At 59.5% G+C, this 12,934-nt stretch carries 14 protein-coding genes and 1 pseudogene; 6 read left to right on the top strand and 9 right to left on the bottom strand.

Annotated features, from left to right (window positions below; translation table 11 throughout):
• Positions 1–194 precede the first annotated feature (194 nt).
• Positions 195–413, bottom strand: coding sequence for a hypothetical protein (locus PACILC2_RS02230; RefSeq protein WP_213527184.1), 219 nt, complete (start codon positions 411–413; stop codon positions 195–197).
• 192 nt (positions 414–605) lie between these two features.
• Here PACILC2_RS02230 and PACILC2_RS02235 point away from each other — a divergent pair, with 192 nt between their 5' ends.
• Positions 606–1,073, top strand: a complete 468-nt coding sequence (locus PACILC2_RS02235; RefSeq protein ID WP_213527186.1) for a PCYCGC motif-containing (lipo)protein — start codon at positions 606–608, stop codon at positions 1,071–1,073.
• Between the two features lie 91 nt (positions 1,074–1,164).
• On the opposite strand, the gene PACILC2_RS02240 is transcribed toward PACILC2_RS02235, so the two are convergent.
• The 7 genes and pseudogenes from PACILC2_RS02240 to PACILC2_RS02270 form a co-directional block, all read right to left on the bottom strand.
• The gene (locus tag PACILC2_RS02240; RefSeq protein WP_213527189.1) at positions 1,165–1,926 is read right to left on the bottom strand and encodes a DeoR/GlpR family DNA-binding transcription regulator; all 762 of its coding nucleotides are present in this window, start codon (positions 1,924–1,926) and stop codon (positions 1,165–1,167) included.
• Positions 1,927–1,953: 27 nt separating this feature from the next.
• Positions 1,954–3,435, bottom strand: coding sequence for a rhamnulokinase (locus tag PACILC2_RS02245; protein WP_213527192.1), 1,482 nt, complete (start codon positions 3,433–3,435; stop codon positions 1,954–1,956).
• Positions 3,432–4,651 (bottom strand): annotated as a pseudogene (gene rhaI, locus PACILC2_RS02250) (L-rhamnose isomerase). Before rhaI ends, PACILC2_RS02245 begins: the two are co-directional and overlap by 4 nt.
• A 28-nt stretch (positions 4,652–4,679) precedes the next feature.
• On the bottom strand, positions 4,680–5,066 hold the full coding sequence (locus tag PACILC2_RS02255) for a sensory rhodopsin transducer (protein ID WP_062493348.1): 387 nt from the start codon (positions 5,064–5,066) through the stop codon (positions 4,680–4,682).
• 87 nt (positions 5,067–5,153) lie between these two features.
• The gene (locus PACILC2_RS02260) at positions 5,154–7,223 is read right to left on the bottom strand and encodes a bifunctional aldolase/short-chain dehydrogenase (RefSeq protein WP_213527194.1); all 2,070 of its coding nucleotides are present in this window, start codon (positions 7,221–7,223) and stop codon (positions 5,154–5,156) included.
• 185 nt (positions 7,224–7,408) lie between these two features.
• Positions 7,409–7,609 (bottom strand): hypothetical protein, encoded by a 201-nt coding sequence (locus PACILC2_RS02265; protein WP_062493350.1) that lies wholly within the window; start codon positions 7,607–7,609, stop codon positions 7,409–7,411.
• A gap of 115 nt (positions 7,610–7,724) precedes the next feature.
• Positions 7,725–8,153, bottom strand: coding sequence for an Hsp20/alpha crystallin family protein (locus PACILC2_RS02270; RefSeq protein ID WP_062493351.1), 429 nt, complete (start codon positions 8,151–8,153; stop codon positions 7,725–7,727).
• Positions 8,154–8,375: 222 nt separating this feature from the next.
• Here PACILC2_RS02270 and PACILC2_RS02275 point away from each other — a divergent pair, with 222 nt between their 5' ends.
• The 5 genes from PACILC2_RS02275 to PACILC2_RS02295 are packed head-to-tail and all read left to right on the top strand — an operon-like array spanning position 8,376 to position 10,299.
• The gene (locus PACILC2_RS02275; protein WP_062493352.1) at positions 8,376–8,618 is read left to right on the top strand and encodes a spore germination protein; all 243 of its coding nucleotides are present in this window, start codon (positions 8,376–8,378) and stop codon (positions 8,616–8,618) included.
• Positions 8,615–8,818 (top strand): spore germination protein GerPB, encoded by a 204-nt coding sequence (locus PACILC2_RS02280; RefSeq protein ID WP_213527195.1) that lies wholly within the window; start codon positions 8,615–8,617, stop codon positions 8,816–8,818. Before PACILC2_RS02275 ends, PACILC2_RS02280 begins: the two co-directional genes overlap by 4 nt.
• Before the next feature lie 49 nt (positions 8,819–8,867).
• Complete coding sequence (gerPC, locus tag PACILC2_RS02285; protein ID WP_213527196.1) at positions 8,868–9,551, top strand: spore germination protein GerPC; 684 nt, start codon at positions 8,868–8,870, stop codon at positions 9,549–9,551.
• Positions 9,548–9,838 (top strand): spore germination protein GerPD, encoded by a 291-nt coding sequence (locus tag PACILC2_RS27770; protein ID WP_280515254.1) that lies wholly within the window; start codon positions 9,548–9,550, stop codon positions 9,836–9,838. The genes gerPC and PACILC2_RS27770 overlap by 4 nt, the downstream gene beginning before the upstream one ends.
• A complete protein-coding gene (locus PACILC2_RS02295) occupies positions 9,835–10,299 on the top strand; it encodes a spore germination protein GerPE (RefSeq protein WP_213527198.1) in 465 nt (154 codons plus the stop codon). The genes PACILC2_RS27770 and PACILC2_RS02295 overlap by 4 nt, the downstream gene beginning before the upstream one ends.
• Positions 10,300–10,674: 375 nt before the next feature.
• On the opposite strand, the gene PACILC2_RS02300 is transcribed toward PACILC2_RS02295, so the two are convergent.
• A complete protein-coding gene (locus PACILC2_RS02300; RefSeq protein WP_213527200.1) occupies positions 10,675–12,903 on the bottom strand; it encodes an Ig-like domain-containing protein in 2,229 nt (742 codons plus the stop codon).
• Between the last annotated feature and the right edge of the window lie 31 nt (positions 12,904–12,934).

Below are 12,934 nucleotides of genomic sequence, written 5' to 3' on the forward strand. Positions count from 1 at the left end.
TTCCGTGTTGACGATTGCGCCCCCGAATTCGGAAGGCGCGTTTGCGATGCCTGACAATTCAACGAAATGACAGGATGAAAGTTGCGCAAAATCGACATATCGTCATAAAATCGACACATTTTACTTTTCAAAAAATGCAAGCGGCCGATCGTCTTTTGACACGATTGGCCGCTGCCTTCATACCTTAATACGGCTTATCCGTTCAGGCGCATATTGATCAGAAAACTGGCCGTCATCACCACGAACGCGACCGCGGCCACCATGCCGAATATCCGTCTCCTTACTTTCAGCTTGTGCAGACGGCTTTCCCCTTCCCCCGCATGGCGCGCTTCCGTAACGGCCCGATGGGAGAACAAAAAACAATCAGAAAAGCGACGAACACGCAATTCGTCCAGAACCAAATTTGTGTCCACATGCCGCCAAGGCCTCCTGTCACCATTTTGTCGAACAACGCAAATGGACAATGTCCCCATAATGAACTAAACTTGACTTTAGCGGATAACGGCTACAATTGCAAGATCGGAAGGGGAGCATATGATGTACGATCGGTTAGTTGCCGCGGCGCGCGCTTTTGCCGCGTAAGGCCGGCGGCCGTACTTGCGCTGATGCTGGCCGCGGCGTTGGCGGCCGGCTGCGCGCAGACCGGCCGACAGGCGGACGGCGAAGCGCATGATCACGGCACGCATCAGCTGCCGAATGGCGACCTGCAAGAGCGGACGGCTTCGGCCCGGCAGCTTCCGGCCTTCCTGAGCGGACAGCGCCAGGAAATTGCGGACGTGTACAAAGTGGCGGCCGAACATGCCGAATTGCTCGAGTGGATCCCCTGTTACTGCGGCTGCGGGGAATCGGCCGGGCACAAGAGCAATCTGAACTGCTTCATCCATGAAATCGCGGAAGACGGCTCCGTCGTATGGGACGACCATGGCACGCGATGCGGCATCTGTCTGGAAATTGCGCTGCAGAGCGCGCTGTTGCAAAAAGAGGGAAAGAGCGTGAAGGAGATACGCGACCGGATCGACGCGACATACGAAGGCAAAGCCGGCAGTCCGACCCCGACGCCGATGCCGCAATAACGAAGAACCTCCGCCTCCCGCCTGTCGGCCGAAGAGACGGAGGTTCTTTCGCGATCGGGACGGCGGCATCGTCCGGCCGTTCCCGGGAACGCTACTCCACTTGTATGACATGGACCGATTGGCGTTCCAGCCGTGCGACCGCCTCGGGATCGGCTCCGCTGTCTGTAATGACGCGATCGACCTTGGCGATCGGCGCAATAAGGGCGAACGCCTTAACATCGAATTTACTGGAGTCCGCCAGCACATAAACCTCGTCCGCGAGACCGATCATCTTCCGCTTCACGTTCGCCTGCAGCTCGCTCGACTCGCTGACGCCCCATTCGGGATGGACGCCCTTGCCCGATATGAACGCCTTGTCGACGTGATAGTTCGCCAGGTTCGCTTCCGCCAGCGGCCCTTGATACGACAGCGAGCGCGGCGACAGGATGCCGCCGGTGGAGATGACCTGAATCTGTTCCTTGCCGGCAAGCTCGAGCGCCGCCTTGATCGAGTTGGTCAGCACCGTCAGCGGAATATCCGGAAGCGCCGCCGCCATGTACCAGGCGGTCGAGCTGGCGTCGAGCGCGATCCTGTCGCCCGGCTCGACATACGCCACCGCCGCGGCGGCGATCCGCTTCTTCTGCTCGACATTCGTCACTTCCCGCACATTGTAGGGCGTTTCCGGTTGCCCTGTCTTGATGCTGATCGCGCCGCCATGACTGCGCAGCAGCTTGCCTTCCCGCTCCAGCCGATCCAGATCGCGCCGAATCGTCTCTTCCGTCACCCCGCACAGCTCGCTCAGCTCCGTCACCCGCATGCTGCCGCGCTCGTTCACCAGCTGGACGATTCTAGCATATCGTTCGGCTGCCAACATCCTCATTCATCCCTTTGCATCTTCATTCTACGCTAATGCCAATAACGCCGCGAATTTCCGGTACGCCTCGGTCCATGCTTCCCTGTCGGCGGGCTCATAGGTGCGGACCGGGAACGACGCCCGGATCATCGCCCGCGCTTCGGCGATGTCCTTGATGGCGCCCGTCGCGATCCACTGCACCGCCAAATTGCCAAGCGCGCTGCCTTCGGTCGGCCCCGCCCAGACCGGCCGGCCGAGCGCGGCCGCCGTATAACGGCAGAGCAGCTCGTTCCGCAGGCCTCCGCCAACCATATGCAGACCTTTATAGGTTTTGCCGGTCAGCCGTTCCGTACATTCCAGCACATACCGATATTTTAACGCCAGACTTTCCAAAATACAACGAACCGTCTCGCCGATCGACTCCGGCACCGGCTGACGGCGCTCGCGGCAGTACGACCGGATCGCTTCCGGCATGTCGGGCGGATGGAGAAACCGGCCGTCGTCGGGATCGATGAAGGAACGAAACGCGGGCGCCGCTTCGGCCGCGGCCAGCATCTCCGCGTAATCGAGCCTGCTCCCCCGTTCTTTCTCCCACCGCCGCTTGCATTCCTCCAAAATCCACAGCCCCATAATGTTTTTCAGCAGCCGATAGGTGCCGCAGACTCCGCCTTCGTTCGTAAAATTCATCGCCCGCGCTTCGTCGGTGATAACCGGAGCGCGGACCTCGGTCCCCATCAGCGACCAGGTGCCGCAGCTCAAATAGGCAAAATGCTCGTCAAGCGCCGGCACGGCCGCCACCGCCGAAGCGGTGTCATGCTCGCCGACTGCAATTAGCGGTATGGCCGGAACGCCAAGCTCTGCGGTCACCTCCGGCCGCAGCCGTCCGACCCGCGTTCCCGGCTGAACCGGGGGAAGAAACAGCTTCCGGTCGATGCCGATCGCGCCGATCAGCCGGTCGTCCCAATCCCCCCGGATCGGATTGAACAGCTGCGTCGTCGTCGTGTTCGTAAATTCGCTGTGCATCTCCCCCGTCAGGAAATACCGCAGCAAATCGGGAATCATAAGCAGGCGCTCGGCCTTGGCCAGCGCCGGATTGCCGTCGCGGACGAGCGCGTGCAGCTGATAGATCGTATTGAAGTTCAGAAATTGGATGCCGGTCCGGTTGAACACTTCGGCCTCCGACAACCCCGGCAGCGCCAGCACCTCGGCGATCGCGTCCGCCGTATGGGCGTCGCGATAATGATACGGATTGCCGAGCAATTCCCCGCTGCCGGAAATAAGGCCGAAATCGACAGCCCAGCTGTCGATTCCGATGCTGCCGATACATCCGTTCTCCTGCCTGACGGCAAGGCGAATGCCCTGCTTGACTTCATGGTATAGCCGCAGAATGTCCCAGTACAGCCGGTTGCCGACGGCAACCGGCTCGTTCGGAAAACGGTGCGCCTCGCGAACGGAGATCCGCCCTTCTTCGATCGATCCGACGACCGCCCGTCCGCTGCCCGCTCCCAGGTCGATCGCAAGTGCCTTCACCAGCTTGCACCGCCAACGCCGCGCGACGCGATCCGCTCGGCATAGCCGCTTTCGCGGTACGCTTTCATCGGATCGGCCGGCAGTCCCAATTCTTCGCGAATCGAAACGAGGAGCGGCGTGACATCGATCTCGAACGCGCTGCGCACCGCATCCTCGGCGGCCATGACGTCCTGCGCTTCCTGGGCGGCGTGCACCTCGTCCAGATTGATTAGCAGCGCCTTGGCGTATTGCGTCTGAACGTTCAGCACCGAACGGATCATAGCCGGAATTTTCGGTTCGATATTGTGGCTCTGGTCGATCATGTAGGCGATTTCGTCCGCATTGCGGCGGACGCCCGGATTCGCGTCGGCCGACGCTTCGAGTATCTGGTAAAAAATAAGGAACAGCTCGTACGGATGGATCGCCCCGACGATCAGATCGTCGTCCGCATACTTGCGGCTGTTGAAGTGGAAGCCGCCGAGACGCTGCTCGTCAAGCAGATAGGCGACGATATGCTCGACATTCGTGCCTTGCGCGTGATGGCCGGTATCGACCAGCACTTGCGCCTGCTCGCCCAGCTTGAGCGCCATGTTGTAGGCCATGCCCCAATCCGCCAGATCGGTATGATAAAACGCCGGTTCGAAAAATTTGTACTCGATCAGCATCTTCATACCGGGCTCCATCGCCTTGTACGTTTCGGCCAACGCTTCGTACATCCAATTTTCCGCTTGCGGATGTCGGCCTGGCCGGGGTAGTTGGTGCCGTCGGCAAACCAGAGGCTCAAATATTTCGACCCGGTCGCCTTCATAATATCGACGCATTCGAGCAAATGGTCGGTCGCTTTGCGGCGGACAGCCGCATTCGCGTTCGTCACGCTGCCGAACATGTAGTCGTCTTCCTGGAACAAGTTCGGATTGACGGCGCCGATCGACAGGCCGAGCGCTTCCGCATGCGCCTTCAGCTTGTCGTAGTCGTCGACTTTGTCCCACGGAATGTGGATGGCGACGGACGGACAGGCGCCGGTCAGACGGTGCACGACGGCGGCATCGTCGAATTTCTCGAACGGATTGCGGGGAACACCGACTTTTCTGAACACCTTGAACCGGGTGCCCGAGTCGCCGTATCCCCACGACGGCGTTTCGATCCGAAGCGCTTTCAACTTTTCCCTGACTTTCCCGAGGTCGATGCCGCGGTTTTTCTGCTGCTCTTCAAACAACGCGTAAGCGCGATCGTTCATCGTCATTCTCCTCTCCTAATGAGCCGGGTTATCGTACCGGATAAGCGATAACGGACATAAGCGCATTGGCGGGCTGCGTCGCGTCAAGACGGCTGTATTGCACATAGACGGGGATATCGCTTTCCACTTCCATCGCGTACGGCACCCCTTTCGGAATAAACGCTCCGTCTTTCGACAAGGTCGACGTCCGCACATGAACGGTCCGTTTCGCCGGAATCGTGACCTGAACGCCTTCCATGGGCGGACGGTCTTCGAAGTAAATATGCACCTGCAGACGGGCGTCCTTGTCGCTTGTGTTCAGCACGCAAATCGATTCGTGACTTTCCAGCTCGCCGCTGCTGATCGGCGGAATATAGCCGTCCGGTATAATCCACCGGGTTTCGCCGCCCTTGCGCGCGTGGCCTTTCTCTTCCATATCGATCGTTGCCTCCTCTCGCGAATGGGGAGGGCCGATGCCCGGCCCTCCGGCTGAAATTCGATGCCCGTTCCGGTCAGCTCCCGGTCAACGGGTGAATGCCGCCGGCACGCCGCCGTCGATCGTCAGCATGCAGCCTGTCGTCTTCGACGCCCTCGAGGAGGCGAAGAACGCCACGCCTTCGGCGATATCCTGCGGGTAAATATTGACGAGCAGCGTCGTCCGCTTGCGGTAATATTCCTCCAGCTGATCGGGCTCTACGCCGTATGCGGCCGCCCGCTCGTTGCGCCAATTGGAATTCCAGATAGCCGATCCTTGCAATATCGCATCCGGCAATATCGTATTGACGCGAATGCCGTGCTCCCCGCCCTCGGCCGCAATGCAGCGCGCCAGATGCGCCTCCAGCGCTTTCGCCGCGCTGTAGGCCGTCGCGTTCTTGCCGGCGTATACGGCGTTTTTGGAGGCGATGAACACCATGCTGCCGCCCGTGCCCTGCTGCTTCATCATTTTGAACGCTTCGCGCGCCACAAGGAAATACCCGGTGCCGAGCACGTTCATGTTCAGATTCCATTCCTTGAGCGACGTCTCCTCGAACGGGCTCGAGGTGGCAAGGCCCGCATTGTTGACGAGAATGTCCACCCCGCCGTAATAGAGCGCCGTTGCGGCCAATGCGTCCGTCACCTGCTCCTCGCTCGTGACGTCCATTTTGACCGCCAGCGCGCGGCCTTCGCCGAATGTGGCGTTCAGTTCGTCGGCGACGCGCTGCGCTCCTTCGAAATTGAGATCGGCCAGTACGACATGGGCGCCTTCCGCCGCGAGACGGCGGGCCGTTGCGCTGCCGATGCCGCCCGCGCCGCCGGTAATGAACGCGACCTGGCGCGAAAATTCGGCTTCCGGCGGAGCCAGCGTCAGCTTATACAGCTCAAGCGGCCAATACTCGACGTTGAAGGATTCGTTCTCGTTCAGCGATACGAAGCGGCCGAGCGTCGTTGCGCCGCGCATGACCGCGATCGCGCGATGGTACAACGCGCCGCTGATCTGCGCCGTCGCCCGGCTTTTCCCTGTGTTGAACATGCCGACACCCGGGACGAGAATGACGCGCGGAGCCGCTTCGGACATGACGTCGCCTTCATTCCGGTTGCGCTCGAAATACTGTCTGTATTCGTCTTTAAACCGTTCGATTCCTGCGACGATCGCCGCGCGCAGCGATTCCCCGTCGCCCGTTGCCGGGTCCCAGTCGACAAACAGCGGGACGCGCTTCGTATGGACCAGATGGTCCGGGCATGCTGCGCCGACCTGCGACAGCTGCGCGGCGTCGCGGGAATTGACGAATTGCAGCACGTCGTCCGCATCATCGAACGACACGAGCATCTTCCGGCCGTCGTCGACCGCGCCGCGAATGACCGGCATGACGGCGGCGGCCAGCTCGCGGCGCCGCTCGGGAGCGAGAGAAGAATAGCGCGCGCCTCCGAACAGCGCTTCCTCCTTCACACGCTTGCCGATGTAGCGCTCCGCTTCGTTAATGATGTCGATCGTTTTGCGGTACGCTTCCTCCGACGTTTCCCCCCAGGTGACAAGTCCGTGCTTCTCCATCAGCACGAGCTCGGCGTCCGGATTCGCCAGCACGCCTTCGGCGATCATCTTGGACAGCTTGAAGCCGGGACGGATGTAGGGCACCCAAACGAACCGGCTGCCGAATATCTCCTTCGCCAACTCGCGGCCGTTATCGGTGCAGCACAGGCTGATGATCGAGTCCGGATGCGTATGATCGACATGCTTGAACGGCAAAAACGCGTGCAGCAGCGTCTCGATCGAGGCGCGCGGATGCTTGCTGTCGATCATGCAGTGCGCGAGGTACGCGACCATCTCCTCGTCGGTCATATCCTCGCGCTCGAACAGCGGACGGATATCGTCCATCCGCAATCCGGTGAAATGCTGCGCCTTCATCGTCCCCAGATCGGACCCGCTGCCTTTTACCCACATCACTTCGATGTCGCGGCCGCGGAAATCTTTGACCACCGTCTTCATGGAGGTGTTGCCGCCTCCCCAATTGCAGACCGAGCGGTCGGTTCCGAGCAGATTGGAGCGGTAGACGAGCTCGTCGAGTCCTCCCGTCAGCTCCGCCGCCCGTTTCGGGTCCCAAAGATATTGTGCCATTTCGGTTACTCCTCACCTTTTGTCTGTTTTTGTTTATGTTTGTTATTTTGGTTTTACGCTTGAATACATCTTATCATAACGCTGTCATTTTGAATACCGGTTATAAACAAAAAAATCAAAAATCTTGTACAAAAAAAGATCCCGCCTCGTCCAAAAAAGACGAAGCGGGATCGCGGGCGAACCGTCTATATGTACCATTGATCCAGCAGAATATAAAAGACGGCGGAACTGACAACGGCCCCGGCAAAACAAAGCCAGCCGGCGCGGTAGCGCAGCTGGAACATCCGTAGTATGCCAAGGCTCAGCAGCCCGAATATGAGCAGGATGAACACGGCCCCCAGAATAAAAAGCCCGGCGGAGACGTCGCTCACGTCAACCAGCGTCACTCGATACACTCCCTTGTCCAGTTTGCCGCACGCATGTGCGGCAACCAAAATATTGCAGCCTATCTGAAATTATAAGGGAAAACCCGACAATATGCCAGCGGCGGTCCGGTGACGGTTACCACCGGATCGGTATTTCCTCATAGACGGGGTCGACCGGTTTTTTGCGCAGCTTCACCTGCAGGACGCCTTCCCGCAGCAGCGCGCGCGACATCCGGGGACGTACGGCGCGGGGCAGCTTGATCGTCTTTCGTTCGTCGCCGGGCAAACCTTCCAGCCGGAGCCGATCCTCGCGCACGAGAAGACGAAGCCGTTCGGGCACGGCATCGGCCGGCAGCGGAAATTTGACGATGACAAAGTGATGCGTTTCGAACACTTCGGCCGGAGATTGTCCGAAGCCCGCCGACGCTGCGACGCCCGGCATCGCTTTGATCATCATATGGCGGACGAATTTTTCGACCCAATCCGGTTCGCGCAGCCGTTCGAAGCCTTTGGGCAGCCGCTGCCCCTCAAGCCAACGCTCCAGATCCTCCCATTTGGACGACACCTCGATTGCACCTCCGGACTTCACGTTTACCCATTACTATATGCGGTCATGGAAACAAGGGCTACTTTCCCGGCCGCTCCGATCATAGTCCGGCTCCGTGCCCGTTTCGACGGAGAAAACCGCCGCTGAAGCATACCTCCCCGAGCCGCCGGGAACCTCTGGGCGAACGCCCGCATATGATATAGAAACGAGTTGCAGGAATGGAAGCAAAGGAGTGACGTCATGCCTTCGGTCGTCGGCTTTGTCAATATCGTCAATGTCGGTTCCGGCTCTATCGTGCACTTCGGAGACGCGCTGCAAATTTCGCCGAACAGCACCTCCAAGACGTTCGCCGGCGCCGGTTCATTCCTGACAGGCAGCCTGGCCAATTCGAACAGTGCGGTCAGCGCGACGAACTCGATAGACCCGGATGTGCAAGATTCGTCCAACAATAAAGTTGCTGCCGGGGCTGGGAACATCGTATGAATTTGACCGTTTACCAACATATTACGATTCAGCAGCTGCGCGTGGAAAGCGTTTCGAACTCGTCCGTGCTGCAAGTCGGCAGCGCCGGATCCCTGCGATCGCTCTCCCAGCTGTACAACACGGGAGGCTTCACGGCGCCTGCGCCGGAGTTTGGCGCTCCGTCGCCAATCTCGTTCGTGCCGCTTCCGAGTCCGACATAACCTGGCCAGCGTACAATCCCGGCGCGACGGATCGAGAGGAGGACATTCGATGCAGCTGCCATACGGGTTTAATTGGGACGCTTGGTATGCATGGGCGCAAGAGACCAAGCGGCGAATTCTGGAACAGGAAGATCGGATCGCCTGTCTCGAGCGCGAATTGAAAGAGCTTGCGGCAAGAATGGACGCGGCGGATCAAAAGCCTCATTACAGCATCGAAAGATTGGAATACCATTTTGACCAGTTGAAGGTCGAGAAACTGGAAGGAACACTGAATATCGGCATGCAGTCGCCGGGCGAGGAATCGCTGCCGGGCGTCGATCAATTCTCGATCCCGGGAACGGCGCCGAAGCCCGGGACCTATTCGTTCCCGTCCGCCGGTCCCGGCGCCGTTCAGCCGACGCCATCATACTATACCAACGTTCGCGACATTGTCGAACGCTATTTGCAGGATGAAGCGTCGCAGCGAATTGCCGCGATAGAGAACGAGCTGGGCATACCGCTCGATCCGCATCATCGGCGGATTATTATCGAAGATATACGCCGGCAGATGCCTGCCCGTATCCAATATTACTTGCGGAACGCAAGCCATAGTGGCGGTGGAACGGCGGTGCCTGATGCGATCATTCACGACGCCGCCGCCAAATCGATTCGCGACTGCGAGACGGCCATGCGTCAATATTTGCTGCGGCTGAAGCAGCCGCCGGAACAACAGGATGAAGGAGATGCTTCATGAACGTTACGATTACGAACCACGCGCTATGTGTCGGCGAAATCGAGGTGCTCGGCGTCGCGGCTTCCTCGGTGCTGCAGATCGGCGATACCGATTCGTACACCCTTTTCTCGATGTTTGACACGCCGCCCGAATCGATTTTTGTCGGCCCGTTCGCCCCGCTTAGCCTGCCGGAAGAAAGCAGACCGCAATCCGCAGAAGAAGCGCGGATTCCCGAGGAGTGCGACGGCCACAAAGCCGCAGGTCGTTTCGGCGGCAGCCGCGCCGGGAACCAGGCGGGAACGCCTTGAACGCGTTCGGGTTGCCCATCCGAACCGCCGGCATCGGCAGCATCCGGGTCATCGACGCCGCCTTGTCGTCCGTTATCCAGATTGGCGATGTCGCCAGCGAATATTTGACATCAAACGCTTTGGCCGTGCAACGGGAGGCGGACCATAACGCGGCGGGTGAACCTTATTTCGAATCGTATCCGATATTCGCCCGCCCGCTGCCGACCTTGTATCCCGGTTACGGCGATGGGGTAATCGTAGAGCGAAACAACATGGCGCCGACTATCGAGGTCGGGTGCGTACGCGTCATCGCGATCAGCACTTCCTCCGTCCTTCAGGCGGGCAATACCGGGAATGCCGTTGCCGAATCGCGCATCAAGCATATTCGCCAGTTTTGGCAATCGCCGTACCAGCCGGACGGTTCCCGGACGGATGTGACGCCTCTTGATCCGCCCGACCGATCGGCAAGCAATGCAGAATAGGCATTGGCGTAAATGCATTCGACACGGTACAAACGTCCATAGCGACTCCTCCCCTCCTTCATACTATAAAGTGTGGTTCCTACATCACAACATTCCAATTTCAGGAGGTATGTACTGTGAGTAATTATCCAAACGACGGATATGTAGCAGGAGCTCATGATGGGTACGGATACGGATGCGCACCACATGGCGTCGGCGGCATCTGGACGAGTGCAGGTGTCATTCTCGTACTCTTCATCCTGCTGGTCATTATCCTGCGTTCCTGTTTCTTCTAACCGGAAAACGCATGCGTGAAAATAAAGTCAGCCTCCCCACCGGGCAAGGCTGACTTTATTTTTCAGCGGCGCTTCGCCGCCTGTGCGGCAAAGCCGTCTATTAGCGGCGCAGCACCGCGTTGCGGTACAGCAGGATGAACGTGATGCCGTCGTCCGAGCCGATGCGGCCGTCACGGTCATAATCGGCTTTCGGTATAAAGTGCGGATCGCCCGCGGAAGTGCCGATCGCTTTCAGAAACGCGATCAGATCGCGGACATCGACGTTGCCGTCATCATTCAGATCGGCCGGATCGCCGGGCGGCGTATCGGGCGGAAGGTCCGCCTTCACCTCAACGACGGCGGAAGCCGTCAAACCCTCGTATAATAAGGCGATCTCGGTATGGCCCGGCGACAGCGCCCTGACGATTCCGTCCTCACCGACCGAGGCGACTTCCGGGTCGGACGAACGGAATGCCGTCCGAGCCGTCACATCGGTCCGCGTCCCATCCGACATATAGACGGAAGCCGTTACGGACACCGTTTCGCCGGGGAAAAGCTCGGCCGAAACCGGCGACGCTTCGAGGCGCACGGGCTTGACAGGCGGCTGTCCGTCATCGTTCAGTCCGTACCAGGCCGCTCCCAGGTAGATTTGCCAGCCGTTGCGCCAGAACGACCGGGCTTTGTCAAGCGTCAAACTTTTCGACGGCTCGCGGCCGTCCGGACCGAGCCGGCTGATTATCAACTCTCCGTTGTAAATATAAGTGACGTCGCCGTTCGGGGCCAGCGAATCCAGGCGACTTTGGGCCGTACTCGTCGGGGTCAACCGCTCCTCCGCGCCTTCCGGGGAGCGCACCCACAGCTGACGCTGCCCGTTCTCGGCCATCCGATTGAATGCGACCCATCCGTACGCGACCGCGTAATCTTTCGGATATCCTTCGGTCCGGCCAAGCTCGCTCTCTGCCGGATCGCCGCCGGTATCGACCAGCACGATCGTCGATTCGTCGCTCGTCGCAAGCCTTTTCGTATAGACGACCAACCGTCCGTCCGTGCGCGGCCAAGAATGTCTGTACTGCTTGTCCGACGTCAGCGCCGACGGCTCGGCGTCTCCTGCGCGATATAGATAAATTTGCCCGCCCTTGGCATATACCAATGTGCCGTCCGCCGATATTTCGTAATCCGCGCCTGTTATGACATCCACCGTCGTCTCGTCCCCTGTCTTCAGGTTGCGCAGCACGAGCGGTTTCGGGCCGGACGAGCTGCCGTCATCCGCCAGAAAGACGGCAAAATCTCCGTTCACGAGAATGCTTGCGGCCGCCATCTCCGTCAAGCTGCCCCGCTTCCATTCGAAAACAAGATAGCGTCCCATAGGATCGAGCCCTTTCTCGTAATAACCGTCCGGAAGCGGAAAGCCCGTGGCGTCGAACGCGCCGCCCATCACGCCGTCAGGGGTCAAAAAGACGTGAAGGTCCCGGTTTTCCGCAACGGGAAACGGCAGCGTTTCTTCCTCGCTTGTTATCAGGTCGCGCACGATAAGGCGATGGTAATAGGCGTCCCAGTAAAGGAGACGGGTATCGTCATGATCGAGCACGAGTCCGCGGGCATGCGCCTTGCGGGTCAATTCCGGTCCGGATTCCACATAAAACGGGAACGAATGATAGGTCGTCTGCCCCGCGGAATCTTTCGCCTCGATGTTCAGCCGCAGTTGTCTCCTGTCCCATTGGCCGATGTTAACGGTTTCATGAATGCCGTACACGCTTTCCGCGACTTTGCTCGCATTTACCTTCACCGTGACAAGAACACAGCCCGGCTCGTCATCGTCAGCGCATGACAGATCGAGCGCGAGCTCCGGGTCCGCTACCGCATAAGGCAGCGGCGACACCGGCATCACGACAGGCTTCATGTCGACGCCGTAGGTATGCTGAGCCGTCGCCGCCAATCCGTCCACGTCTACGGCCCGGTATGTGACTTTCACCGTGCCGGGAGTCGTATCCAATCCCGAATCGATAAATCCGCCGTAACGGCAGGAATAACCGCATGACCCGGGAAGTTTCTGCAATGCGGTCGTACGATCTCCGATGATCGCCGTTACTTCCGCGATCGGCGAAACGGAATAGACATATACGTCCGCATAGAACGTCTTCTCCACCAGACCGGACGGCGCCTGGACCGACAACTGCGGACCGGCGGCCGCGGCGGCGTCGGCATTCCCGGTTGCGGCCGCCAGCCCCGGCATTGCCAGCATGCCGCAAAGCGCAGTGACGAGCAGGCGGGACAGCGCGGGCAGCAGCCATCGGGACGGCGAATTGGCGCTCAATCGGCGCGGCATTCGATGCCGCGATCTTCGTTTCACGTCTTACCCCTCCTTGTATGCTAAGAGCAGC

This window comes from Paenibacillus cisolokensis (genome assembly GCF_018403665.1).
Taxonomy (GTDB): Bacteria; Bacillota; Bacilli; order Paenibacillales; family Paenibacillaceae; genus Paenibacillus_AH; species Paenibacillus_AH cisolokensis.

Coding starts and splice junctions, on each gene's coding strand:
- PACILC2_RS02235 (WP_213527186.1), top strand. CDS start 606: ATGCTGGCCGCGGCGTTGGCGGCCGGCTGCGCGCAGACCGGCCGACAG.
- PACILC2_RS02240 (WP_213527189.1), bottom strand. CDS start 1,926: ATGTTGGCAGCCGAACGATATGCTAGAATCGTCCAGCTGGTGAACGAG.
- PACILC2_RS02255 (WP_062493348.1), bottom strand. CDS start 5,066: ATGGAAGAGAAAGGCCACGCGCGCAAGGGCGGCGAAACCCGGTGGATT.
- PACILC2_RS02260 (WP_213527194.1), bottom strand. CDS start 7,223: ATGGCACAATATCTTTGGGACCCGAAACGGGCGGCGGAGCTGACGGGA.
- PACILC2_RS02275 (WP_062493352.1), top strand. CDS start 8,376: ATGCCTTCGGTCGTCGGCTTTGTCAATATCGTCAATGTCGGTTCCGGC.
- PACILC2_RS02280 (WP_213527195.1), top strand. CDS start 8,615: ATGAATTTGACCGTTTACCAACATATTACGATTCAGCAGCTGCGCGTG.
- gerPC (WP_213527196.1), top strand. CDS start 8,868: ATGCAGCTGCCATACGGGTTTAATTGGGACGCTTGGTATGCATGGGCG.
- PACILC2_RS27770 (WP_280515254.1), top strand. CDS start 9,548: ATGAACGTTACGATTACGAACCACGCGCTATGTGTCGGCGAAATCGAG.